Annotated in this window: 26 protein-coding genes and 2 tRNA genes; 11 read left to right on the forward strand and 17 right to left on the reverse strand. The window is 69.3% G+C overall.

Going from position 1 to position 24156, the window contains the following annotated elements:
• Nucleotides 1-33: 33 nt before the first annotated feature.
• Nucleotides 34-1710, forward strand: a complete 1677-nt coding sequence (pknB, locus tag GLX25_RS01900) for a Stk1 family PASTA domain-containing Ser/Thr kinase (protein WP_155840604.1) — start codon at nucleotides 34-36, stop codon at nucleotides 1708-1710.
• A 21-nt stretch (nucleotides 1711-1731) separates the two neighbouring features.
• Here the strand turns inward: pknB and GLX25_RS01905 are convergent, their stop codons facing one another.
• The 3 genes from GLX25_RS01905 to GLX25_RS01910 are packed head-to-tail and all read right to left on the reverse strand — an operon-like array spanning nucleotide 1732 to nucleotide 3319.
• Entirely contained in the window at nucleotides 1732-2370 is a 639-nt protein-coding gene (locus GLX25_RS01905; RefSeq protein WP_155840479.1) for an anthranilate synthase component II, read from the reverse strand.
• Nucleotides 2367-2531, reverse strand: a complete 165-nt coding sequence (locus GLX25_RS18295) for a hypothetical protein (RefSeq protein WP_166548281.1) — start codon at nucleotides 2529-2531, stop codon at nucleotides 2367-2369. Before GLX25_RS18295 ends, GLX25_RS01905 begins: the two co-directional genes overlap by 4 nt.
• On the reverse strand, nucleotides 2528-3319 hold the full coding sequence (locus GLX25_RS01910; protein ID WP_240898053.1) for a class E sortase: 792 nt from the start codon (nucleotides 3317-3319) through the stop codon (nucleotides 2528-2530). The genes GLX25_RS18295 and GLX25_RS01910 overlap by 4 nt, the downstream gene beginning before the upstream one ends.
• Before the next feature lie 82 nt (nucleotides 3320-3401).
• Between GLX25_RS01910 and GLX25_RS01915 the strand changes: the two genes are divergently transcribed.
• Nucleotides 3402-3641 (forward strand): cell division protein CrgA, encoded by a 240-nt coding sequence (locus GLX25_RS01915; RefSeq protein ID WP_129234281.1) that lies wholly within the window; start codon nucleotides 3402-3404, stop codon nucleotides 3639-3641.
• A 265-nt stretch (nucleotides 3642-3906) separates the two neighbouring features.
• Here GLX25_RS01915 and GLX25_RS01920 read toward each other — a convergent pair whose 3' ends face one another.
• Together GLX25_RS01920 and GLX25_RS01925 are read right to left on the reverse strand one after the other, a co-directional pair.
• Complete coding sequence (locus GLX25_RS01920; RefSeq protein ID WP_309299135.1) at nucleotides 3907-4533, reverse strand: rhomboid family intramembrane serine protease; 627 nt, start codon at nucleotides 4531-4533, stop codon at nucleotides 3907-3909.
• A gap of 242 nt (nucleotides 4534-4775) precedes the next feature.
• Nucleotides 4776-5315, reverse strand: coding sequence for a peptidylprolyl isomerase (locus GLX25_RS01925; RefSeq protein WP_155840480.1), 540 nt, complete (start codon nucleotides 5313-5315; stop codon nucleotides 4776-4778).
• A 120-nt stretch (nucleotides 5316-5435) separates the two neighbouring features.
• On the opposite strand from GLX25_RS01925, the gene GLX25_RS01930 reads away from it, so the two are divergent.
• Complete coding sequence (locus GLX25_RS01930; protein WP_155840481.1) at nucleotides 5436-5972, forward strand: hypothetical protein; 537 nt, start codon at nucleotides 5436-5438, stop codon at nucleotides 5970-5972.
• Between the two features lie 573 nt (nucleotides 5973-6545).
• A complete protein-coding gene (locus tag GLX25_RS01935) occupies nucleotides 6546-6800 on the forward strand; it encodes a hypothetical protein (RefSeq protein ID WP_155840482.1) in 255 nt (84 codons plus the stop codon).
• Between the two features lie 88 nt (nucleotides 6801-6888).
• Here GLX25_RS01935 and GLX25_RS01940 read toward each other — a convergent pair whose 3' ends face one another.
• The 12 genes from GLX25_RS01940 to dnaA form a co-directional block, all read right to left on the reverse strand.
• A complete protein-coding gene (locus GLX25_RS01940; RefSeq protein ID WP_155840483.1) occupies nucleotides 6889-7332 on the reverse strand; it encodes an NUDIX hydrolase in 444 nt (147 codons plus the stop codon).
• A gap of 12 nt (nucleotides 7333-7344) precedes the next feature.
• Nucleotides 7345-8136 carry a class I SAM-dependent methyltransferase gene (locus tag GLX25_RS01945; protein ID WP_205719800.1) on the reverse strand — a complete coding sequence of 264 codons (792 nt, stop codon included), beginning with the start codon at nucleotides 8134-8136 and terminating at the stop codon, nucleotides 7345-7347.
• Between the two features lie 102 nt (nucleotides 8137-8238).
• The gene (locus tag GLX25_RS01950) at nucleotides 8239-8460 is read right to left on the reverse strand and encodes a hypothetical protein (RefSeq protein WP_155840484.1); all 222 of its coding nucleotides are present in this window, start codon (nucleotides 8458-8460) and stop codon (nucleotides 8239-8241) included.
• A 155-nt stretch (nucleotides 8461-8615) separates the two neighbouring features.
• Nucleotides 8616-8688: transfer RNA gene (locus tag GLX25_RS01955), tRNA-Ala, on the reverse strand.
• 42 nt (nucleotides 8689-8730) lie between these two features.
• Nucleotides 8731-8804: transfer RNA gene (locus GLX25_RS01960), tRNA-Ile, on the reverse strand.
• 146 nt (nucleotides 8805-8950) lie between these two features.
• On the reverse strand, nucleotides 8951-9355 hold the full coding sequence (locus GLX25_RS01965) for a DUF3566 domain-containing protein (RefSeq protein WP_129233062.1): 405 nt from the start codon (nucleotides 9353-9355) through the stop codon (nucleotides 8951-8953).
• Between the two features lie 5 nt (nucleotides 9356-9360).
• Complete coding sequence (gene gyrA, locus GLX25_RS01970) at nucleotides 9361-11949, reverse strand: DNA gyrase subunit A (protein WP_155840485.1); 2589 nt, start codon at nucleotides 11947-11949, stop codon at nucleotides 9361-9363.
• A gap of 100 nt (nucleotides 11950-12049) precedes the next feature.
• Nucleotides 12050-14065, reverse strand: a complete 2016-nt coding sequence (gene gyrB / locus GLX25_RS01975; RefSeq protein ID WP_155840486.1) for a DNA topoisomerase (ATP-hydrolyzing) subunit B — start codon at nucleotides 14063-14065, stop codon at nucleotides 12050-12052.
• Between the two features lie 124 nt (nucleotides 14066-14189).
• A complete protein-coding gene (locus GLX25_RS01980) occupies nucleotides 14190-14669 on the reverse strand; it encodes a DciA family protein (RefSeq protein WP_166548340.1) in 480 nt (159 codons plus the stop codon).
• A complete protein-coding gene (recF, locus tag GLX25_RS01985) occupies nucleotides 14662-15918 on the reverse strand; it encodes a DNA replication/repair protein RecF (RefSeq protein WP_166548341.1) in 1257 nt (418 codons plus the stop codon). Before recF ends, GLX25_RS01980 begins: the two co-directional genes overlap by 8 nt.
• 65 nt (nucleotides 15919-15983) lie before the next feature.
• Nucleotides 15984-17138 (reverse strand): DNA polymerase III subunit beta, encoded by a 1155-nt coding sequence (gene dnaN, locus GLX25_RS01990; protein ID WP_166548342.1) that lies wholly within the window; start codon nucleotides 17136-17138, stop codon nucleotides 15984-15986.
• 480 nt (nucleotides 17139-17618) lie between these two features.
• The gene (dnaA, locus tag GLX25_RS01995; RefSeq protein ID WP_155840488.1) at nucleotides 17619-19109 is read right to left on the reverse strand and encodes a chromosomal replication initiator protein DnaA; all 1491 of its coding nucleotides are present in this window, start codon (nucleotides 19107-19109) and stop codon (nucleotides 17619-17621) included.
• 412 nt (nucleotides 19110-19521) lie between these two features.
• Between dnaA and rpmH the strand changes: the two genes are divergently transcribed.
• The 7 genes from rpmH to GLX25_RS02030 all read left to right on the forward strand — a co-directional run bounded on the left by rpmH (nucleotide 19522) and on the right by GLX25_RS02030 (nucleotide 23905).
• Nucleotides 19522-19659, forward strand: coding sequence for a 50S ribosomal protein L34 (gene rpmH / locus GLX25_RS02000; protein ID WP_064002918.1), 138 nt, complete (start codon nucleotides 19522-19524; stop codon nucleotides 19657-19659).
• Nucleotides 19660-19667: 8 nt separating this feature from the next.
• Nucleotides 19668-20048, forward strand: coding sequence for a ribonuclease P protein component (gene rnpA, locus GLX25_RS02005; protein WP_166548343.1), 381 nt, complete (start codon nucleotides 19668-19670; stop codon nucleotides 20046-20048).
• Between the two features lies 1 nt (nucleotide 20049).
• Nucleotides 20050-20580: a membrane protein insertion efficiency factor YidD gene (yidD, locus tag GLX25_RS19470; protein WP_166548344.1), complete on the forward strand. Its 531-nt coding sequence runs from the start codon at nucleotides 20050-20052 to the stop codon at nucleotides 20578-20580.
• Between the two features lie 9 nt (nucleotides 20581-20589).
• Nucleotides 20590-21567, forward strand: coding sequence for a membrane protein insertase YidC (gene yidC, locus GLX25_RS02015; protein WP_155840489.1), 978 nt, complete (start codon nucleotides 20590-20592; stop codon nucleotides 21565-21567).
• 5 nt (nucleotides 21568-21572) lie between these two features.
• On the forward strand, nucleotides 21573-22070 hold the full coding sequence (locus GLX25_RS02020) for a Jag family protein (RefSeq protein WP_155840610.1): 498 nt from the start codon (nucleotides 21573-21575) through the stop codon (nucleotides 22068-22070).
• Between the two features lie 23 nt (nucleotides 22071-22093).
• Nucleotides 22094-22750 (forward strand): 16S rRNA (guanine(527)-N(7))-methyltransferase RsmG, encoded by a 657-nt coding sequence (gene rsmG / locus GLX25_RS02025; RefSeq protein WP_155840490.1) that lies wholly within the window; start codon nucleotides 22094-22096, stop codon nucleotides 22748-22750.
• Nucleotides 22751-22843: 93 nt separating this feature from the next.
• The gene (locus GLX25_RS02030; protein WP_155840491.1) at nucleotides 22844-23905 is read left to right on the forward strand and encodes a S66 family peptidase; all 1062 of its coding nucleotides are present in this window, start codon (nucleotides 22844-22846) and stop codon (nucleotides 23903-23905) included.
• Nucleotides 23906-24156: the final 251 nt, after the last annotated feature.

Here is a 24156-nt window from a genome sequence, read left to right on the forward strand (position 1 = left end):
ACGAACGGAGACACCGTGAACGATGACGAACGCATGCTCGCGGGTCGGTACCGCGTGGGTGCGCTCATCGGTCGCGGTGGCATGTCCGACGTCCACGTCGGAACCGACAGCCGTCTCGGGCGACAGGTCGCGATCAAGCTGCTGAAGCCGCAGCTCGCCACCGACCCGGCGTTCCGGATGCGGTTCCGGCAGGAGGCGCAGTCGGCGGCGCGGATGGCGCACCCGACGATCGTCCGCGTCTTCGACGCCGGCGAGGAGACGGTGCTCGACTCGTCCGGTCACGAGGTGCAGCTGCCCTTCATCGTCATGGAGTACGTCGAGGGGCGCCTGCTGAAGGACATCATCCACGACGGTCCGCTCGATCCGACGGCCGCCGCCCGGGTGATCGACGGGGTGCTCACGGCGCTCGAGTACTCGCATCGCGCCGGCGTCGTGCATCGCGACATCAAGCCCGGCAACATCATGATCACCACCGGCGGCCAGGTGAAGGTCATGGACTTCGGGATCGCCCGGGCCGTGTCCGACTCGGCGACGACCGTCGCCCAGACCACGGCGATCCTCGGCACCGCATCGTACTTCTCGCCCGAGCAGGCCAAGGGCGAGACCGTCGATGCGCGGACCGACCTCTACAGCACCGGCGTCGTGCTGTTCGAGCTCCTCACCGGTCGTCCGCCGTTCCGCGGCGACACCCCGGTCGCCGTGGCCTACCAGCACGTCAGCGAGCGGCCGGTCAAGCCGAGCGTGATCAACCCGAAGGTCTCCCCGGCGCTCGACGCGGTCGTCATGCACGCCCTCGCGAAGGACCGCACGACCCGGTACCAGACGGCGGCCGAGTTCCGCGCCGACGTCGAGGCCGCGGCATCCGGTCGGATCCCCGTCCCGAAGAAGACCGACGAGACGGCGCTGTTCTTCGGAACGCCCACGGGCTCGCTGTCGACGTCCGAGCTCGCGCTGCGCCAGCTCACCGAGGACGACACGATGACGCGGACCCAGCGCCGGCCGCCTGCGATCTGGATCTGGTCGGGCATCATCGCGGTCGTCGTGATCGTCGTCGCCGTCATGTACTGGGCGTTCAACCTCCAGCCGAGCGACACGCTCCCCTCGAACGCCCGCGAGGTCCCGCAGTTGAGCGGCTCGACGTGGGAGGAAGCGGCGAACGAGCTGCAGGCGCTCACGCTGCCGCCCACCCGGATGGATCGGGTGAGCGACACGGTACCCGCGGGGCAGGTCATCGAGACCGAGCCGGCCGCGGGCGAGATCGTCGACACCGGCACGCCGGTCAGCGTGTTCGTGTCCACCGGTCGCGAGGCGGTCTCGGTGCCCGACGTCGTCAACATGCAGCTCGACCAGGCGAAGACCGCCATCACCGACGCCGGCCTCGCCGCGGGATCGGAGACGCGGCAGAACTCGCCGACCGTGGGTGCCGGGGTCGTCATCTCGACCGATCCGGAGGGCGGCTCGTCGGTGGATCAGGGCAGCGCCGTGAACTTCACGATCTCGTCGGGCAACGTCACGCTGCCCGACCTCACCGGGCAGTCGTTGCAGGCGGCGTCGTCGTACCTCGGCACGTCGTCGCTTCAGCTGACGCCGACGCCCGTGCCCGATTCGAGTTGCGCGTCCGAGCCGGGCTCGCCCGTCATCCGCCAGTCGCCGGCACCCGGAGACGTGCCGCAGAAGTCCGCGGTCGAGCTCGTCTACTGCGCGGGCTGAGCGACCGCTTCGGCCCGGGCCTCAGCTCGCGCGCACGAGCGGGTGGAGCGACTGCGCGCGCTCGCGCGCCTCGGGCAGCCCCGCGAGCGCGAGCCAGTTGCCGAGCATCCGGTAGCCGCCCTCGGTGAGCACCGACTCGGGGTGGAACTGGACGCCGAGGATCGGTGCCGTCGCGTGGCGAAGCCCCATGATGACGCCGCCCTCGGTGCGGCTGGTGACGACCAGGTCGTCGGGCACGGTGCCGTCGACCACCGCGAGGGAGTGGTACCGGGTCGCCGTGAAGTGCTGCGGGACGCCGTCGTAGAACGGGCTGTCGTCGTGGACGACCTGCGAGGTCTTGCCGTGCATGAGCTCCTCGGCGTTCGTGACGACGGCACCGAACGCCTCGGCGATCGCCTGGTGCCCGAGGCACACGCCGAGGATGGGCTGGCCCGAGGCGAGCGCGGCCTCGACGACCGGGATCGAGACTCCCGCGTCGGCGGGCTTGCCCGGACCGGGCGAGATGAGCACGGCGTCGTACTCGGCGATCCGCTCGGCGACGTCCTCGACGGCGATGTCGTCGTTGCGGACGACGTCGGTCTCGGCGCCGAGCTCCTGCAGGTACCCGTTCAGGGTGTAGACGAAGCTGTCGTAGTTGTCGATGACGAGGATCCGGGTCATTGCTCCACCGTGACGTCGATTGGGTTCACGATCCCATCCACCCAGGGGAAGACCCAGGTGAAGAGGACGAAGATCACGCCGGCGAGGATGGCCAGCACGAGGATGACGCGGAACCAGACCGGTCCCGGCAGGATACGCCACAAGGCCGCGTACACGCTCATCGCCCCCATTCCGCGACCGCTGCCGCGATCTCGTCGGGCGGACCGGCGGAGGCCGGCCGCCAGGACTCCAGCACGCCGTACGCGATGATCCGCTCCGCCGTCGAGTACAGCGGGTTGCAGCTCGTCAGCGTGATGATCCGGTCGGTCGGGGCGAGGTCGGGCCGGTGCGGCACGGGCGCGAGCACGCCGACGGTGTCGGGCGTGACGTACTCGAGGTCGCGGAACCGGTACGTGTACCAGCCGTCGGCGGTCTGGATGAAGATGCCGTCGCCGAGCCGGAGGCGGTCGATCTCGTGCATTCCGCCGCCGTACGCGCTGCGGTGCGCGGCGATCGCGAAGTTGCCGACGGCTCCCGGCATCTGCGTGCCCTCGTAGTGGCCGACGCCGAGGTCGACGCTGTTCAGCACGTCGAGCCCGGTCCCCTCGGCGATCGTCCGCTGCGAGTCGGCGCCGAACCTGGGCACGTACATGACGGCGAACGCCTCCCCGTACGGATGCGCGCCCTCGTCGACCGGCGGCGGCTCCATGCCGTCCTCCACCACGATCTCGTCCGCGAGGTCGTCGGTCGCCCCGTCGCCGTGCGCACGGGCCTGCTCCTGCCAGTCGAGCGAGAGGTCGGATGCCGCAGCCGACTGCTGCGCGCCCGTGATCGCGTCGTTCCACCACATCTGCCAGCCGAGGAACAGCAGCACGAGCGCACCGCCGGTGAGCAGCACCTCGCCGAGCACGCCGATGACGCCGACCCGCCGCCGTCGCGGCGCGGGCTCCGACGTGGCATCCATCGACATGTGCGCGAGTCTATTGCGCGGGGCGAGCCCGCCCGCCGGCACTCGGATTCCGGTCCGGACTCGGTGCAGTAGAATCTCCGGCATGGCACGCACCAATTCTTCGAAGCCCGCGCGCGCGGAGCAGCCGAGCGGCGAGGACGCGCCGAATCCCGTCTGGTTCAAGCCCGTCATGTTCGGCTTCATGCTGCTCGGCCTGGTCTGGATCATCCTCTTCTACGTGAGCCAGGGTGCGCTGCCGGTGGCCGCGCTCGGTTCGTGGAACATCCTCGTCGGCTTCGGCATCGCCTTCATCGGCTTCCTCATGACCACGCGCTGGCGCTGACGCCGGCCCGAACGACCTCGAAGCGGGGCGGATGCTGCGGCATCCGCCCCGCTTTCCTCATCTCTGCACAGAGTTATCCACACCTTCCACAGGTTTCTCCACACCGTCCACACCCTGTGGAGACGTGGAAAGCCCTGAATTCCGGACATCGTGTGGAATCACACCGGTGTAACTCTCCCCAACTGTGGACAGTGTTGTGGATAACCCCGGTTCGACGGGTCGCGGCGATCGCAGCGGGGGCGATGCGAGGGAGACCGGGTCGGGCTCAGAAGATGGGGAAGAGGAAGTACCTGAGGCTGAGTATCAGCAGGACGACGACGAGCGCCGCGAGCAGGATCACCTGGAGGCGCTGCTGGTCGCGCTTGCGCGTCTCGACGTAGATGAATCCGACGAGGGCGCCCACGACGAGGCCGCCCAGGTGCGCCTGCCACGCGATGTTGAACCCGGGCACGAACCCGATCACGAGGTTGATGCCGACGAGGATCAGCAGCTGCGTGGCGTTCCCGCCGAGACGGCGCTGGATCACGAGGAACGCGCCCATGAGGCCGAAGATCGCGCCGGATGCGCCCACGACGCCGACCCGCGGATCGGAGAGCCATAGCACCGCGACCGACCCGCCCAGGCCGGAGATGAGGTAGAGCGCCAGGAACCGCCAGCGGCCGAGCACGTTCTCGAGGAGCTGCCCGAAGATCCACAGCGTGTACATGTTGAGCGCGACGTGGAAGATGAGCTGCGTCGAGTGCACGAGCATCGACGTGATCATGCGCCAGGGCTCGAAGTTGAACGGCAGCGAGTACACGCCCGCGTAGAGGAGGCGGTCCGTGATCGCGAGCCCGGGGATGAGCTGCAGCAGGTAGACCGCGAGGGTGATGCCGATGATGGAATACGTCACCACCGGTGCGCCCCGGCCGGCGGCGGAGCGAGCGCGCGTCAGCACCGCGGGCTTCGTCCGCGGTGCCGACGCGCGCTGCTCGCGCATGCATTCGGGGCAGATGACGCCGACCGGCGCGGGGGTCTGGCACTCCCCGCAGATGGTGCGACCGCAGCGTTGGCACAGCACGAAGCTCAGCCGGTCGGGATGCCGATAGCAGGTGCTCGCGCGCTCGGGCGCCGGGTCGCTCACCGGGGTCGGGCTCAGGCCTGCTCGACGGTGATCTTCTCGATCACGACGTCGTCGAGCGGGCGGTCGCGGCCGTCGGTCGGGACCGAGGCGAGCTTGTCGACGACGCCCTGGCTCGCGGCATCCGTCACCTTGCCGAAGATCGTGTGCTTGCCCTGCAGCCACGTGGTCGGACCGACCGTGATGAAGAACTGCGAGCCGTTCGTGCCCTTGCCGCCCTGGATGCCGGCGTTGGCCATCGCGAGGACGTAGGGCTCGGTGAAGTCGAGCTCGGGGTGGATCTCGTCGTCGAAGCGGTAGCCCGGTCCGCCGATGCCCTGGCCGAGCGGGTCGCCGCCCTGGATCATGAAGCCGGGGATGATGCGGTGGAACACCACGCCGTCGTACAGCGGGTCGGTGGTGGTCTGGCCCGTGGCGGGGTGGGTCCACTCGATCTCGCCGGTCGCGAGGCCGACGAAGTTCTTCACCGTCTTCGGTGCGTGGTTGCCATAGAGGTCGACCTTGATGTCGCCGTGGTTGGTGGTGATCGTCGCGACTGCGGTGGGATTCGGCATACCGACGATTCTCTCATGCACGATTCGGCACGAGGCTGGCAACCCCCGGGCTTCCCACCCCACATCCAGCCCGTTCGGTGGCAGGATGGAGGAGTTCGCTGCACAACGATGGAGGTCGAGATGAGCCTGTCACGCAAGCGCCGGAAGGAACTCAAGCGGCTGCGCAGCAGTGCAGAGGATCTGTGGGGGAACCAGCAGGACGTGCTGGGCCACGCGAGCAAGGTCGCCCGGGAGGCGAGCCGCCAGATCAACCTGCTCACGCAGGAGGAGGTCGTTCCGCGGGTGCGCACGGGCTACCAGTCCTATGTCCGGCCGGGCTTCGACCAGGCTCGGAGCTATGCACGCACCGCGGGCGACCAGGTCGAGCGTTCGCTCGGCAGCGCGCTCGGCTCGCTGCTGTCGATCGGAGACATCGCCAACGACACGCGGGTCCGTCGTGCGCTCGAGCGCGTCTCGCCGCGCGCCGCAGCCGAGGTCAAGCGCAAGCAGGGTCCCGGTGTGGGCACGTACCTCGCGATCGGTGCCGGCGTGGTCGCAGCGGTCGGCGTCGCGTACGCGGTCTGGCAGACGTTCCGCGCCGATGACGAGCTGTGGGTGGCCGACGAGGAGCCGGGCGTGGCGTCCGACTCGGGTTCGGCACCGTCGCCCGTCATCTGACTCCACGGTCTTCCGACGGCCCCCATCCGCTCCGGATGGGGGCCGTCGTCGTCTCCGGGCACGTCCGCGGGCTCAGGGCTCGCACTGATTTCCGACGGAATGGGGAATTCCCCTTGCGTGTGAGGAGCGAACGACGCTATGGTCGTGACTCGGCCCCGCCGATCACGGCAGGGCACGGCACAGGAGAGGAGGCGAGACCCCATGATGATGCAGCGAATCCAGTCGCCCATTCGCGCGGTCGCCTTCCTCGGCGCTCCGTTCGCGACCTGCTAGCTCGCGCGTTCCCGCGCTGACCGCTCGGCCATGACGGCCGGCAGCAGGTCCACCGCCTGACGAGTCATGCCCGCATCGCGGGCGACACCCGTCCCACCGGCCTCCGATCCGAAGGATCCGCGTCCCGTCGAGGACGCGTGCCGATCGCCGGTCCTCTCCCGCCACGCCTTCGCGCACCGCATCGTGACGCCCTCAACGGGCGACGGATGCCGCGGCGCGATGTTCCGGGAGCCCTCACGTCACCTCCCGGCGCGTCGCACCCGCGCGCGCCATCCGCCCCACCCGATGAAGGAACACACCGTGAACACCTCACTTACCGCGACCAGCACGACCTCGCAACGATTGGCGGCCGGATCCGGCCGCCTGCAGGAGCGCCTCGCACGCCGTGCCGGACTGGCGCTGCTCGCCTGGAGCCGCGCCGCCGAGGCGCGCCGGTCCCGCACCGAGCTGGCCCGCGTCGACGATCTCGCACGCGCGGCTCGACTCCAGCGCGAGGCCGACCGACTCCGCGAGGGGAACTTCAGCACCCTCGCCCTCGTGGCCCGGACGCTCTGATCATCATGGACGTCGCATCCGGACCGGACACGACGGCCCCGTCCGCTCGCCGGACGGGGCCGTCGCCCGTCTCCCCGGGCGTCGTCGCTCAGCCGCGCGTCGGCGCGCCGTCCGCCGGCTCCTCCGCGTTCATGCGAAGCGCGATGTCGAGCAGGCTCACCCGCTTCAGCGAGCCGATCTCGTCGAGCGGGAACCACCTCGCCTCATCGCTGGAGCCGCCCACCTCGTTCGCCAGCAGCCCGCCGACGACGTGTGCGCGGTACACGATGCGCATGGCGTACAGGGGCACCGTTCCGTGGTGGCGCTTCGCCGCCGGCACGACCATCGTGTCGATGCCGAGCAGCCGGTCGATCTCGGCGTCGTAGCCGGTCTCCTCCCGGATCTCGCGCCTGGCCGCCTCGAGCGGATGCTCCGCGCCCTCGATCCCGCCGCCGGGCAGCGTCCACGCGGAACGACCGTGCTCGTTCCAATGGGAGAGCAGGATCTCGCCGTCCCGGATGATGACCCCGTACGCGGCGATGCGGATGTCCATCCCGCCACTGTATTACCCTGCGATGAGCTCGAGCACTCCAGTGCGCGACGCGTTCGGCGGGTGCACGCGAGCCCGCCAGCCCGCGCTTCGGGCCTCCGCGGCCGCGACGGGGAGCTGCGCCGCATGGAGTTCCAGGAGCATCGAGCCGCCGACGGCCATCCACGGGCGAGCCGTGCGGACGAGCCGCCGGGCGTGATCGAGGCCGTCCGGGCCGCCGCCGACGAGTGCCGCAGCGGGCTCGTGCTCACGCGCCTCGCGCGGCATCAGCGCGAGGTCCGACTCCGGCACGTAGGGGGGTACGGCCCCGATGGTCGTGATCCTGCCGATCAGTGCGTCCGGCAGGCCCTCGAGCGCGTCCGCGACGTGCACGCCGGCGCCCGCCGGCAGGTTCCGCCGGGCGATCGCGAGCGCGTTCCGGTCCCGGTCCGCCGCGTGCACCTCGACGCCCCGAACGGATGCCGCGACGATCGCCGCGAGCGGCGCCACCCCGCAGTACGGCTCGAGCATCACCGGTGCCTGCGTCGCTCGAACGCGGCGCACGGCGAGGCGAGCGAGCCGCAGGCTCCGCTGCCGGGGAACGAAGACGCCCGGTCCGACTGAGAGCCGCAGCCGGCCGAACCGGACCCAACCGACGATCGGCTCCAACGGCTCGCCCGCGACGCGACGGCGTACGAGCTGCTCGAGCTCGGCGTCATCCGCCGCCGCCTCGACCAGGATGACCGCCTCGTCCTCGGCGAAGACACTGCCCGCCGAGCGGAGGCGCGACGCGACGGCGGCGATCCGCTGGTCGGAGCGATGAGGCACTCCCCCAGTCTGGCGTCTCGCGACGCGGAAGGGTGCCGGGAGACGATCGGCGGCCCGGAACGAAGGTTCCGAGCCGCCGCCCGTCCTGAGAAGCCCCGGGACTCAGTCGCCGCAGAGGCCGCGAGCGATCTCGTTCTTCGTCTGCCCGCCGACCGCCTTGACGACGTCGCCGACGTTCGTGAACCCGAGGGCGCCCTCGGTGTTGATGGTCTTGTGGATCTGGCCGAAGCAGGCGGCGTCGTTGGGCGCCGCGTTCGCCGGGGCGGCAGCGAGACCGACCGCAGCGAGGCCGACGATGAATCCGGTGGCGAGAATGCGCTTCATTGGACTTCCCCTTCTGTCTGCGGGTGCCTTCCACCCGACACCCATTACTTCCGGGATCGGAGCGGGATCGGATGCACCTCGACGAGAAATTCTCGACGGGCGCCGATGGCAGCGGAACGACCGTCGACCGGCGGACCGATCAGGGGACTGGACTGTGGAGCCTAGGAGATTCGAACTCCTGACATCCTGCTTGCAAAGCAGGCGCTCTACCAACTGAGCTAAGGCCCCGTGGCGGATGCCCTGGGGCACCCGGGTGTGGAGTTATCGGAGTGGGGATACGAGGACTTGAACCTCGGACCTCTTCGTTATCAGCGAAGCGCTCTAACCGCCTGAGCTATATCCCCGAATTTCGGCCGAAGGAAAGACTACCCGAAGGGTTCGGGATCGTGAAATCGAGCCGGTGACCTCTCCGTCGAGGTCTCGATACGGCGGCCCGGAAGGGGCCGCGACTCGACCTGAGCCGGCCGAACGCTGGCGCGTCCGGCGCGACTCAGTTGTTGGTGAAGCCGACCAGGATCCCGCCCGTGATCTTGACGCTGAGGTTGTACAGCACGGCCACGACCGCGCCGAGCGCGGTGGTCACGACGAGGTTCAGCAGCGATGCCACGACGGCGAAGCCCATGACGTTGCCGACCGACAGGATCGAGCGCAGGTCGGTGCCCGCGCCGGCGACATCCTGCACCAGGCTGTTGAGGTTCTCGAACAGGCCCGTCGACTGGACGATGGTGAAGACGAGGAACGTCGCCACGATGTTCACGACCGAGAGGCACACGGCCACCAGGAAGGACAGCTTCACGGCCGACCAGAAGTCGATGTACACCAGGCGAAGGCGCACCTGCTTGGCCGGGGGCTTCCGGTTGGACTTGCCGGCCAGTTTCTCGGCGACACTGCTCATGACGCTCACTCCTCTCCCGCGGTCTCCGCCGCTTCGGACTCTGCGGCCTCTTCCACCAGGTTCCGCTCGGAATTCTTCGCGATCGCGATGATGCGATCGTCCGCGACGAACTTCGCGAACACGACGCCCATCGTGTCCCTGCCCTTGGCCGGGACCTCGGCGACGTCAGAGCGTACCACCTTGCCGCTGGCAAGAACCACGAGCACCTCGTCCTCGCGCGCGACCGTGAGCGCACCCGCCAGGTCGCCTCGATCCTCGCTCAGCTTGGCCACCTTGATGCCGAGGCCGCCGCGCTGCTGCTTGCGGTACTCCTCGATCCGGGTGCGCTTGGCGTACCCGCCCTCGGTCACGACGAAGACGTACGTGTTCGCCGCGCTGTGCTTCTGCCCCGAGGCATCCGCCGGCGCATCCGCCCCGTCGTCGCCGTTCGAATGGGGCACGACGGATGCCGCGAGCAGCTCGTCTCCGGACCGGAAGCTCATGCCCTTCACGCCCGAGGTCGAGCGCCCCATCGGGCGGAGCGCGTCATCCGTCGCCTCGAAGCGGAGCGACATGCCCTTCTTCGACACGAGGAGGATCTCGTCGTGCTCGTCGACCAGCATCGCGGAGACGAGCTCGTCGCCCTCACGCAGGTTGATCGCGATCACGCCGCGCGACCGGTTCGTGTCGTACGCCGTGAGGTCGGTCTTCTTCACGAGGCCGTCGCGCGTGGCGAGCACGAGGTAGGTCGCGACCCGGTAGTCGCGGATGTCGAGGATCTCGGCGATCTCCTCGTCGGGCTGCAGCTCGAGGAGGTTCGCGACGTGCTGGCCCTTGGCGTCGCGGCCCGCCTCCTGGATCTCGTACGTCTTCGCGCGGTAGACGCGGCCCATGTTCGTGAAGAAGAGGAGCCAGTGGTGCGTCGTGGTGACGAAGAAGTGGTCGACCACGTCGTCGGCGCGCAGTTGCGCGCCCTTCACGCCCTTGCCGCCGCGGTGCTGCGAGCGGTAGTTGTCGCTGCGCGTGCGCTTGATGTACCCGCCGCGGGTGACGGTGACGACCATCTCCTCCTCCGGGATCAGGTCCTCCACCGACATGTCGCCGTCGAATCCGGGCACGATGTGCGTTCGGCGCTCGTCGCCGAACTTGTCGACGATCTCGCGGAGCTCGTCGGCGATGATGGTCCGCTGGCGCGCCGGCGTCGCGAGGATCTCGAGGTAGTCGGCGATCTGCCGCTCGAGCTCCGCGGCCTCGTCCATGATCTTCTGGCGCTCGAGCGCCGCGAGGCGGCGGAGCTGGAGTTCGAGGATGGCGCGGGCCTGGAGCTCGTCGATGTCGAGCAGCTTCACGAGGCCGTCGCGGGCGTCCTCCGCGGTCGCCGAGCGGCGGATCAGCGCGATGACCTCGTCGAGCGCGTCGAGCGCCTTGAGGTAGCCGCGCAGGATGTGCATGCGCTCCTCCGCCTTCCGGAGGCGGTATTCGGTGCGACGGACGATGACGTCGATCTGGTGGTCGACCCAGTGCGAGATGAACCCGTCGATCGACAGCGTCCGCGGGACGCCGTCGACGATGGCGAGCATGTTCGCGCCGAAGTTGTCCTGGAGCTGGGTGTGCTTGTACAGGTTGTTCAGCACGACCTTGGCGACCGCGTCGCGCTTCAGCACGATCACGAGTCGCTGGCCCGTGCGACCCGAGGACTCGTCGCGGATGTCGGCGATGCCCGCGAGCTTGCCGTCCTTCACGAGGTCGGCGATCTTGATCGCGAGGTTGTCCGGGTTCACCTGGTACGGCAGCTCCGTGACGACGAGGCAGGTGCGACCCTGGATCTCCTCGACGTTGACGACCGCGCGCATCGTGATCGAGCCGCGACCGGTGCGGTAGGCGTCGTGGATGCCCTTGACGCCGAGGATCTGCGCCGCCGTCGGGAAGTCCGGGCCCTTGATGCGCTGGATGAGCGCGTCCTGCAGCTCCTCGCGCGAGGCATCCGGGTTCTCGAGCGCCCAGAGGGCGCCGTCGGCGACCTCGCGCAGGTTGTGCGGCGGGATGTTCGTCGCCATGCCGACCGCGATGCCGACCGAGCCGTTGACGAGCAGGTTCGGGAAGCGGCTCGGCAGGACCGTCGGCTCCTGCGTGCGACCGTCGTAGTTGTCCTGGAAGTCGACGGTGTCTTCCTCGATGTCCCGCACCATCTCCATGGCGAGCGGCGACATCTTGGTCTCGGTGTACCGGTGCGCGGCCGCGCCGTCGTTGCCCGGGGAACCGAAGTTGCCCTGGCCGAGCGCGAGCGGGTAGCGCATCGCCCACGGCTGCACGAGCCGCACGAGCGAGTCGTACACGGCGCTGTCGCCGTGCGGGTGGAACTGGCCCATGACGTCGCCGATGACGCGCGTGCACTTGGAGAAGGCGCGGTCGGGGCGGTACCCGCCGTCGTACATCGTGTAGATCACGCGTCGGTGCACCGGCTTCAGCCCGTCGCGGACGTCGGGCAGCGCGCGCCCGATGATGACGCTCATCGCGTAGTCGAGGTACGAGCGCTGCATCTCGAGGTGCAGGTCGACCTGGTCGATGCGACCGTGGACGCCGAAGCCCTCGCCGTTGTCGATCTCGTCCGTCATTCTCGTGTGTCTCGTTTCTGCCTGTGTGGGTCTCGATGCGCCGGCCGGAAGGGCCGGCTACTCGACCTCGATCGAGTCGCCGCTGACGCGGCTCGTGCGATCAGATGTCAAGGAAACGCACGTCCTTCGCGTTCTTCTGGATGAATGCGCGGCGCGACTCGACGTCGTCGCCCATCAGCGTCGAGAAGATCTCGTCGGCCGCCGCCGCGTCGTCCATGGTGACCTGCAGCAGGGTGCGGGTCTCGGGGTTCATCGTCGTGTCCCACAGTTCCTGGTGGTTCATCTCGCCGAGGCCCTTGTAGCGCTGGACGCCGTTCTCCTTGGGCAGGCGCCGGCCGGCCGTCTGGCCGTCGGCGATGACCGCGTCGCGCTCGCGATCGGAGTAGACGTAGTCGTGGTCGGCGTTCGACCACTTGATGCGGTACAGCGGCGGCTGGGCGAGGTAGACGTAGCCCATCTCGATGAGCGGACGCATGTAGCGGAACAGCAGCGTGAGCAGCAGCGTGGTGATGTGCTGGCCGTCGACGTCGGCGTCGGCCATGAGGACGATCTTGTGGTACCGGGCCTTGTCGGGGTTGAAGTCCTCGCCGATGCCCGTGCCGAACGCCGTGATCATGGCCTGGATCTCGGCGTTGCCGAGCGCCCGGTCGAGTCGCGCCTTCTCGACGTTCAGGATCTTGCCGCGCAGCGGGAGGATGGCCTGCGTCTCGGGGTTGCGCCCCGTCTTCGCCGACCCGCCGGCCGAGTCGCCCTCCACGAGGAAGATCTCCGAGACGGTCGGGTCCTTGCTCGTGCAGTCGCTGAGCTTGCCGGGCATGCCGCTGGTCTCGAGGAATCCCTTGCGGCGGGTGGCCTCGCGCGCCTTGCGCGCTGCGATGCGTGCGGTGGCGGCCTGCTGCGCCTTGCGGATGACGTCTCGGGCCTGGTTCGGGTTCCGGTCGAACCAGTCGCCGAGCTGGTCGCCGACGACGCGCTGCACGAAGGACTTCGCCTCGGTGTTGCCGAGCTTGGTCTTCGTCTGGCCCTCGAACTGCGGTTCGGACAGCTTGACCGAGATGACGGCCGTCAGGCCCTCGCGAACGTCGTCGCCCGAGAGGTTGTCGTCCTTCTCCTTGAGGATGCCCTTCTCGCGCGCGTACCGGTTCACGAGCGTCGTGAGCGCCGCACGGAACCCCTCCTCGTGGGTGCCGCCCTCGTGGGTGTTGATGGTGTTCGCGTACGTGTGCACCGACTCGGTGTACGCCGTCGTCCACTGCATCGCGACCTCGAGCGCGATGTGCCGCTCGGTGTCCTCCGCCTCGAAGGAGATGATCTCGTCGTTGACGAGCTCGGCCTTCTTCGACTTGTTGAGGTACTCCACGTAGTCGACGAGCCCGCGCTCGTAGAGGAAGGTGTCGGTGCGCTGCACGGGGATCGTGATCGCACCGGTCGTCGGGGTGTCCTCCGGGTCGATCTCGACGTGGCCGGCCCGCATGTCGGTCAGCGTGATGCGGAGCCCCTTGTTGAGGAACGCCATCTGCTGGAACCGGGTGCGGAGCGTCTCGTAGTCGAACTCGACGGTCTCGAAGATGTCGGCGCTCGGCCAGAACGTGATCGTTGTGCCCGTCTCGCTGCTCGCCTCGTCCTGCGACAGCGGGGCCGTCGGCACGCCGACGGCGAAGGACTGCCGCCACACGTGCCCCTGCCGCTTCACCTCGACCTCGAGGCGGCTCGAGAGCGCGTTCACCACGGAGGATCCGACGCCGTGCAGGCCGCCCGACACCGCGTAGCCGCCGCCGCCGAACTTGCCGCCGGCGTGCAGCACGGTGAGCACGACCTCGACCGTGGAGCGACCCTCGGTCTTGTGCGTGTCGACCGGGATGCCGCGACCGTTGTCGACGACCCGGACGCCGCCGTCGGGCAGGATCGTCACGTCGATGTCGTCGGCGAAGCCGGCGAGCGCCTCGTCGACCGAGTTGTCGACGATCTCGTAGACGAGGTGGTGGAGTCCGCGTGGCCCGGTCGAGCCGATGTACATGCCGGGACGCTTCCGAACCGCTTCGAGGCCCTCGAGAACCTGGATCGCGTCCGCGCCGTATTCAGGCGCACCCTGGGCCTTCGTCGGTTCCGCTGTCATGGGTGAATCGGGCTCCAAACCGTCGTTCTGGCGACTCTCGATCCTATCAAGATCCGGTCGTCACCCGAGCCGCTCCGCGCCGATCTGCGGGCTCGAGAGAGGCGAAGTGACCGATTTTGCCTTCTCAGCCGTAGGTGTCGCGTGGACCGCGCCCTGGAACCGATCTGGGACCCCTTTTCCAGGTGGGGGCATCCGGCCCTTGGAAACGGATGGTGTCGACGCCCGCCCGGGGGTGCCGCTCGAGGATCGCGCGGATGAGCTCCTCGCGCATCATCCGGAGCTGCGTCGCCCAGGCCGTGGACTCGCACCGGACCTGGAGGACGCCGCCCTCGATCGCGATGGGCTCCGAGTGCCGGGCGATGTCCTCGCCGGCGATCTCGGGCCACGCCGAGAGCAGCTCCTGCTGCGAGAGCGCGCCGGTCCAGCCGAGCTGCGCCGTCAGTGCGTCGATGGCCGCGCCGAGCGGCTTCGGGTCGCGGCCCGGCGTGAATGGCTCGCTGCCCTCGACCTCGCGGGCGCGCACGCGCGCCCGACCGGGCCGGGTCCGCGGTTCGCCCCCGAAGATCTCGCGGAAGTGCTGGTAGGTGCGCGCCGCCTCAGACACCGGATGCCTCCGACGGCATGCGTCGGGCGGATGGCGCGGGCTCGTCGTGCGACGGCTGCCCCCCGGTCGACGGCGACTCGACGACCTCGCCGCCCGCGATCCGGATCACCCGGTCGGACAGCGGCTCGGGCACGTCCTCGAGCACCGCCGCGGTGATGAGGACCTGCTCGTACCCGCCGACCGCAGCGGCCAGCCGCTGCCTGCGCATCCGGTCGAGCTCGGCGAAGACGTCGTCGAGCACGAGCACCGGGTCGCCGGTGGTCGAGTCGCGGCGGAGCAGCTCGGCCGACGCAAGCCGGAGCGCGAGCGCGAACGACCAGGATTCGCCGTGGCTGGCGTAGCCCTTCGCGGGGAGGCCGTTGAGGAGGAGGAGCACGTCGTCCCGATGCGGCCCGGCGAGGGTGACGCCGCGCTCGAGTTCCCTCCGTCGCATCGACGCGAGCGCCGCGGCGAACCGTTCTGCCGTGGGGGCCCGGACGGACGCCTCGGCGTCGGTCGCGCCGTCGGGCGCCGCGGACGCGGCATCCGCCGGCTCGGCGTCGGGGTCGGCTCCGTCGATCGAGAGCACCGACTGCAGCTCGGGGCGATGGTCGTCGTCGACGATCGAGCGGTACGCGGCCGCGAGCGGCTCGCGGAGTTCGGCCACGAGCTCCTCGCGCCGGTCGATGAGTTCGGCGCCGAGTTCGACGAGCCGTTCGTCCCAGATGTCGAGCGTGGTGAGTTGGGACGCGGCGATCCCGCGCGCGCGGGCGCTCTTCAGGAGCGAGTTGCGCTGCTTGAGCACCCGGTCGTAGTCGGCCATGACCCCCGCGAGCCGCGGGACTCGCTGCACGAGCAGCCCGTCGAGCATGCGCCGTCGGACCGACGGCTCGCCCCGCACGATCGCCAGGTCTTCCGGCGCGAACAGCACCGTGTGCGCGTAGCGCGGCAGGTCGCGGGGCTTCGCCGTGCCCCGGTTGACCTGGGCGCGGTTCGCGCCCTGCCGGTTGAGCTGCAGTTCGAGCAGCACCTCGCGCCCCCCGGCCGACAGGAGCGCGCGGACGATCGCGGCATCCGCCCCGGATCGGATGAGCGCCTGATCGCTCGAGACCCGATGCGAGCCCAGCGTGGCGAGGTAGCCGATCGCCTCGACGAGGTTGGTCTTGCCCTGCCCGTTGCGCCCGACGATGACCGTGGCGCCGGGCTCGAACGCCAGCTCGGCCGATCGGTAGTTGCGGAAGTCGGTGAGCGAGAGCCTCGCGACGTGCACGGTGCGGCTCCCTTCTCGCGAACCACCACGGTACCCGCCCGCGCCGACATCGCGGCGCGATCGGCCTACCGGAGCAGCAGGTTCGGCTGCAGGAGGTAGCGGTAGGTGTCGGCGCCGGCCTGCTCGCGCGAGGTCTGGCTCGTGATGAGCACGGGACCCGGCTTGTTCGGGTTCTCGGTCTTGGTGAACGAGATCCGGACGAACTCGCTCGGCACCGCCTGCAGTCCGTCGAGGAGGAACTGCGGCTTCAGCGAGACGACCGTGTCGTCGCCGGTGAGGATCGCGTCGATCGACTCGGACGCCTGGGCCTGCTCGCTGCCGATGGCCTCGAGCGTGAGCCCGTCGGCGGTGAACGAGTAGCGGAGCGCCGCCTCGCGCTCGAGCACGAGCGCGACACGACGGGTCGCCTCGATGAGCTCGGCCGTGTTCATGACGGCGTGGTTGTCGACCGTCTCGGGGAACAGCCGGCGGACGGGCGGGAAGTTGCCCTTGATGAGCAGGCTCGTGACCGTCTTGCGGTCGGCCGAGAACGCGATGAGCTCGCGGTCGTCGCGACTCGTGATCGCCACCGAGATCGTGCCCGAGTGGCCGAAGGTCTTCCCGACCTCCTGCAGCGTGCGGGCCGGGACGAGCGCGGTCGTCGCGGCGTCGCCCTCGCCGGCGACGCCGCCGCCGTCCCAGTCGATCTCTCGGATCGCGACACGGTAGCGGTCGGTCGCGACGAGGCTCAGGTTCGTCTCGCGCACCTCGAGCTGCACGCCGGTGATGACGGGGGTGACGTCGTCGCGGGATGCCGCGACCGCGACCTGTGCGACGGCCGACGCGAACTCCTCGGCCGGCACGACGCCGGTCTGCTCGCCGATCTCGGGGATCGACGGGTACTCCTCGACGGGCATGGACAGCAGGGTGAAGCTCGCGGATCCGCAGGTGACCGAGATGCGCGACTCCTCGGTCGAGACGCGCACCGGGGCGTTGGGCAGGCGGCCGGCGATCTCGGCGAGCAGGCGGCCGGACACGAGCACGGTGCCCGGCTCCTCGACGTCGGCCTGGATCTCGGTGCGCGAGGAGACCTCGTAGTCGAAGGAGGAGAGGACGAGTCCGTCGCCCTCGGCCTGGATCAGCACCCCGGAGAGGATCGGGAGGGTCGTGCGCTGCGGCAGCAGCTTGACGGCGAACGACACGGCCTCACTGAAGACGTCGCGATTGACCTGGAACTTCACGGTTCTCCCGTCGTGGAGGTGCTGGGTGGCTCCCATGCTATCCGGACGCCCGATTCCGGCGGGGTGATTTCGCGCGCCGGGACGCGGCGTCGCCGCGCGCTGGACCCGCCCGATCCCAGGTTGCCGAACGCCGTGGGTTAATCCATCTATCTCTTAACGGTGTTAACCGGTGTGGAAACTGTGGATGGCGTTCGGAGATCCGCGAACTGGTGCCGATCTGAGGCCCTCGAGCCTGTGCACGGTGTGTGGAAACACGTCGTCGCGGCATCCGTCGTCGACGAGCGGTGTACTGAGTTGTGCACAGGCCGACGGGCCGTCTCAACAGTCGTGGCGCGGTTGCTCGTCAACAATCCACAGATTTTCCACACCTGTGCGGAATCGTGTCGGCGGGCTCTCGGAGACGGCGCGCGAGCCGTCGCGAGCCGTCGCGAGGCGCGCCGGCGAGCCGCGCGAGGGCGCGGCATCCGTCACCGGATCGGGTCAGCGGTAGCGGGCGTTCTGCTTGATGCGCGCGGTCAGCTCGGTGACCTGGTTGTAGATCGAGCGTCGCTCCTTCATGAGCTCCGAGATCTTCTTGTTCGCGTACATCACCGTCGTGTGGTCGCGGTTGCCGAACAGCTGGCCGATCTTCGGCAGGCTGAGGCTCGTCAGTTCGCGGCAGAGGTACATCGCGATCTGGCGGGCCGTCGCGACCGCCTGCGAGCGGCTCGACCCGTACAGGTCGTCGACCGTGAGCTTGAAGTAGTCGGCCGTCGCCGTGATGATGTCGACCGGCGCGACGACGTTGTCCGTGTCGTCCGTGATGAGGTCCTTCAGGACCGTCTGCACGAGCGGCATGTCGACCGGCGTGCGGTTCAGGCTCGCGAACGCCGTGACGCGGATGAGGGTTCCCTCGAGCTCGCGGATGTTGCTCGAGACCTTCGACGCCATGTACTCGAGGATGTCGTCGGGCACCTGGAGGTGCTCGTTCTGCGCCTTCTTGCGGAGGATCGCGATGCGGGTCTCGAGGTCGGGCGCCTGGACGTCGGTGATGAGGCCCCACTCGAACCGGCTGCGCATGCGGTCCTCGAAGCCGGTCAGGTGCTTCGGCGGGACGTCGCTCGTGATCACGACCTGCTTGTTGTGGTCGTGCAGCGTGTTGAAGGTGTGGAAGAAGGCCTCCTGCGTCTCGGCCTTGCCCTGCAGGAACTGGATGTCGTCGATCAGCAGGATGTCGATGTTGCGGTAGCGCTGCTGGAAGAGCGAGCCGCGGTTGTTGGCGATCGAGTTGATGAAGTCGTTCGTGAACTCCTCGGAGCTCACGTACCGGACGCGGATGCCCGGGTACAGGCTCATGGCGTAGTGGCCGATGGCGTGCAGGAGGTGGGTCTTGCCCAGGCCCGAGTCGCCGTAGATGAACAGCGGGTTGTAGGCCTTCGCGGGCGCCTCGGCCACGGCCACGGCCGCCGCGTGCGCGAAGCGGTTGGACTGGCCGATGACGAAGCTGTCGAACGAGTACTTCGGGTTCAGCCGCGCGTCGCGGGGACGGTCGATGTTGCCGCTTCCGCTGTCGAAGATCGGCTGGGGTCCGACGGCGACCTCGTCCGCGCCGTCCATGCCGAGCGTCGGGGGTACGACTCCGCCCATGCCCGGCCCGCCCGGGCCGACGGATGGCACCTGCCCCATCGGACCGCTCGCGGCCGGCTCCGCCGGGCGCAGATCCTCGAGTTCCGGGTTGACGACCACGTAGAAGGACGTGACCGGCGAGGGTGCCTCGATCGCGGTCATCGCCGAGAGGAGCGACACCCGCATGCGCTGGTTCAACATGCTCGCGGTGAAGTCGTTCGGCACCTCGAGGTAGAAGGTGCCCGCCGCGATGCCCTTGGGTTCGACCAGGCTGAGGAACCCCTGCAGCATCGGCGTGATCGCGTCGTCGTCCGAGAGTCGCTCGAGGACCGTCGCCCACGTCTCGCTGATGGGCTGTTCCGTCATCGCTCCCCGCAATCTCTCGCACCGTTCGGCGACCGCTCGTCGCTCCCCCGAGCGATTCGGCGGAGCGGCCCGAAGGCGTCTGTTCACAACGTTGTCCACCGCCTGTGGGCAGACTTGCGAGAACCGCGGGATTCCGCCGCACAGGCTGGGGATAACTGGAGTCACACGCTAGCGAATCGGACCTGTTGCGACAAATGCCGGTCGGGGGATCCCGGCCGGGCTCGGCGTGTCGTTCCGCGAGGCAACCTGTGGATCGGTGGAGAATGTTCGTCCAGCAGTGCGCTCGGTTTGACCGTGGCATCCGCAAGCCGTAGTTTTAATCAGTTGACCGCAGCCCTTTCGGGCACCGAGTTCTCCCCGCCGGCGCACCTGTGACGCGTCCGTGCGCGGAATTTCCCAGCCGGAGAAGAAGATGAGCAAGCGTACGTTCCAGCCCAACAACCGTCGTCGCGCCAAGAAGCACGGCTTCCGCGCCCGCATGCGCACGCGTGCCGGCCGCGCGATCCTCTCGGCCCGCCGCTCCAAGGGCCGCACCGAGCTCTCCGCGTAAGTTCCTCGGTGCTCGCCAAAGCCAACCGCATCACGAGCGCCGATGACTACCGGTTCATCGTGCGCCGTGGTGCGAAGGTCGCCGGTGCCCACACCGTGAGCTACATCCGCTCACGGGAGTCGGGCTCCGACGCACGCTTCGGCTTCATCGTGTCCAAGAAGGTCGGCACGGCCGTCCGCCGCAACCTGGTGCGGCGGCGGTTGAAGGCAGCCGGCCGCGAATTCGTCGACGGCGGAGTCACCGCCGTCGACGTCGTCGTACGTGCACTTCCCGCAGCCTCGGAGGCCGCGTTCGCCGAACTCCGCGACGAGCTCGGCGCGGCGCTCGCCGCACGCACCGGTCGTCGCGTCGCGTCCCGGCCCACGGCGGCCCCAGTGGAAGACCTCTGACGTGAAGAACCTCGCCTGGTTCGTCTGGCTCCTGCCCCGCAACGCGGGCGTACTGCTCATCCGCGCGTACCGGGCGGTGGTCTCCCCCCTCTACGGCGACGTCTGCCGCTACTACCCCTCCTGCTCGGCGTACGGCCTCGGCGCGGTGCAGCATCGCGGCCTGGTGATCGGATCCGCGCTCACCGCCTGGCGCATCGTGCGGTGCAACCCCTGGACCGCCGGCGGCATCGACGACGTCCCCCTGCCGCGTGTCCGTCGGTTCCACGTCACCCGCGTCGGCCTCGTCATCCCGGCCGACTGGGCCGGCCCGCGGGGGCGGCACGTCGACCACAGCCGACGTCGGCGTGCCGGCGTCCCCGCCATCGCCTCGGCCGCTGAGGCGCACGCCGGCCACGGCCACGGGCACGGCCGCGAGGCATCCGACCACTCCGCCGGCGCCCACGACCACGCGTCGAACGGTGCCGGCGCGGCATCCGTCGCGGCGAGCACCGCCGCACCCGAACGCTCCCCCATCACGTCCCGGAAGGACTGACCCACCCCCATGGACATCTTCAGCATCCTCCTATGGCCCATCAAGTGGGCCATCGAGCTGATCCTCGTCGCATTCCACTCGCTGTGGACCTTCCTCGGGATGGACCCGGACGCGGGCCTCACCTGGGTGCTCGCGATCGTCGGCCTCGTCGTCGTCGTGCGTGCGGCACTCATCCCGATCTTCGTCCGCCAGATCAAGAGCCAGCGGCGGATGCTCGAGGTCGCGCCGCAGCTGAAGAAGATCCAGGACAAGTACAAGGGCAAGAAGGACCAGTTCTCGCGCGAGGCGATGTCGCGCGAGACCATGGAGCTCTACAAGCGGACCGGTACGAACCCGCTCTCCTCGTGCCTGCCCCTCCTGCTCCAGATGCCGATCTTCTTCGGCCTCTTCTCGGTGCTGAACGACGCGTCCATCCACGCCGAGCGGGGCGGAGTCGGCGCGATGACGCCGCAGCTCGCCGAGCAGTTCTCGAACGCGACGTTCCTCGGGGCCCCGCTGAACTCGACCTTCATCGGCGAGTGGAACGCGATGATCGCCGGCGACCCGTTCAGCGCCTCGACCATGTTCGTGGCCGTCACGATGATCATCCTGATGACGGCGTCGCAGTTCATCACGCAGCTGCAGATCGTCTCGAAGAACATGTCGCCCGAGACCAAGGCGAGCCCGATGTTCCGCCAGCAGCGCATCCTGCTCTACCTGCTTCCGCTGGTCTTCGCGTTCTCGGGTGTGGCCTTCCCGCTCGGCGTGATGTTCTACTGGCTCGTCTCGAACTTCTGGACGATGGGTCAGCAGTTCATCGTCATCCGGAACATGCCGACCCCCGGCAGCGATGCCGCCAAGGCCCGCGAGGCCCGGCTGGCCCGCAAGGGCAAGCTCGTCGTGGAGACGAAGTCGGACGGCGACGAGGCGGAGCCGCAGAAGCCGACGACGACGCAGCGGCAGCAGCCCATGAGCAAGAACCGCTCGAAGAAGCAGAACAGGAAGTGACCGCGATGACGGACGTCCAGCACGACACCGCGACCCGAACCCTCGAGCAGCTCGAGGAGGAGGGCGACATCGCCGCCGACTACATCGAGGAGCTCCTCGACATCTGCGACCTCGACGGCGACATCGACATCGATGCGCGCAACGGCCGCGCCTACGTCTCGGTTCACGCGGCCGAGCCCGCGAGCCTGGCTGTGCTCTCCCGTCCCGAGACCGTCGCCGCGCTGCAGGAACTCACGCGACTCGCGGTGCAGACGAAGACCGGCGCCTTCTCGCGTCTCATCCTCGATGTCGGCGGATCGCGCGACGCGCGACGCGACGAGCTCGGACGCCTGGTCGCCCGCGCTGCGGAGCGCATCGAGGCCGGTGCGTCCGAGGCGGCGCTCCCGCCGATGTCGTCGTACGAGCGGAAGCTCGTGCACGACCTCGTCGCCGAGCGCGGCCTGCACTCGGAATCGCGCGGCGAGGGCTCCGACCGTCACACCGTCATCACGCGCGTCGGCTGACCCGCCGACGTTTCACGTGGAACATGACTGACGCGGAGTCCGCCCAGCCGACCGGCGTCGAGCCCGAGCCGGCCGCTGCGGCCGTGGTGTTCGGCGACCGACTCGACGTCGCACGCGCCTTCACCGAGAACCTTGCGGCGCACGGCGAGGAACTCGGCCTGATCGGACCGCTCGAACTCCCTCGACTGTGGACGCGCCATGTCGTGAACTCGGGCCTGGTGGCTCCACTCCTCCGACCGGGTCGCGTCGGGGACGTCGGGTCCGGCGCAGGACTTCCGGGCCTCGTCCTCGCCATCGCCCGTCCCGACGTGCACCTGACCCTCATCGAACCGATGGAGCGCCGAGTCGCCTGGCTCGAACGGCAGGTGGGTGAACTCGGCCTCGAGAACGTCGACGTGGTCCGGGCCCGTGCCGAGGAGGCCAAGCTCACGGGTCGACTGGACCAGGTCACGGCCCGCGCCGTGAGCGCGCTCCGCACGCTCATCCCGATCACGGCTCCCCTGCTCCGTCCCGGTGGCGAACTCGTGCTCATGAAGGGCACTGGCGTCGACGGCGAGATCGGTGCGGCGGAGAAGGCGATCCGCAAGTATCGATTGACCGACGTCGAGGTGATGGTCCTCGGCGAGGGCGTCGTCGACGATGTGACGAGGGTGTTCAGGGCCCGAGTCCCCTCCGAGTAGCGCGCGCTTCGCCTGCCGGATCCGGCGTCTCGAACGTTCCTCCCAGCGGCCGGCGGCCATGCGCCGAGCCCCGTTGTGCGAGATGATCTCGACATGCCCGGTCATCGCGTCGTCCAGCCACCCAAGGCACGCGCGGGCGATCGCGTCGCCGCCCTCTCGCCGGCGTGGGCCGCGCCCGCCCACTTCCCCGCGATCCACGAGCAGGGGATGCGCAGGCTCGAGGACCTGACCGGACTCGTTCCCGTCGAGTACCCGACCACCCGTCGGCCGGACGCGAGTCCGGCCGACCGAGCCGCGGACCTGATGGCGGCGTTCTCCGACCCGTCGATCCGGGCCGTCCTGGCGACGATCGGCGGGGACGATGAGATCCTCGTCATCCCCCACCTGGATTCCGCTGCCGTCCGGCGCGATCCGAAGCCGTTCGTCGGCTACAGCGACAACACGAATCTCCACAACTGGCTCTGGACGAACGGCGTCGCGAGCTTCTACGGCGGCAGCACCCAGGTCCACCTGGGGGCGGGCGCACGGGTCGATGACGTGCATGCCCGTTCGCTGCGCGCTGCGCTGCTGGAGGGCGGGATCCTCGAAGTGGTCGAACCGGGCGAGTCCGAGGACTTCGGCGTGCCGTGGACGGACCCACGTTCGCTGTCGGAATTCGGGGCGCGCGAGCGCACCGAGCCGTGGGCGTGGGCCGGTGGCACCGGTGCGCGCAGCGGCCCCACGTGGGGCGGATGCCTCGAGGTCCTCGACGAGCTGCTCGTCGCCGGGCGGTTCCCGTTCTCCCCCGAGGTGCTCGAGGGCTCGATCCTGCTGATCGAGACGAGTGAGTTGCTGCCGCCCGCGGACTGGGTGACACGGATCCTGCGCGCCATGGGCGAGCGGGGCCTGCTGCAGCCGCTCAGCGGGGTGGTCGCGGCCCGGCCGCCGGCGAGCTCACTCGAGGTGATGCGCTCCTCGGAGGACCGCGCCGCGCATCGCGTTGCGCAGCGCGATGCGATCATCACGGAGGTCACGCGGTACAACCCGGATGCCGTCGTGTGCGTCGGGCCGCCGTTCGGCCACACCCGGCCGCAGTGGATCCTGCCGTACGGCGGCGTCGTTGCGCTGGACGCGGCCGACGGATCGATCAGGGCGGACTACGGCCCGGTGAGCTGATGACGGCGGTGTGCGTGTTTCACGTGAAACGGGCCGGTGTCCCGGCGCGACAGGAACTGCGCGGGCGTTCCGGACCGCCTCAGTGTCGCCCTGAGGCACGACGGCCATCCCGGTCGTCTGTCTGGGATGGACGTCCGTCGCGCGCGGGCTCCTCGTGCAGAGGCTGGGATTGCGGTCTTGACCGTACGCCGCGGACGCGGCTTGGGGACGTCGCCTACCGACGTCTGCATCGAATGGAGCGAGGTCGGCGC

The sequence above is a fragment of the Agromyces luteolus genome, assembly GCF_009729855.1.
Classification (GTDB): domain Bacteria; phylum Actinomycetota; class Actinomycetes; order Actinomycetales; family Microbacteriaceae; genus Agromyces; species Agromyces luteolus.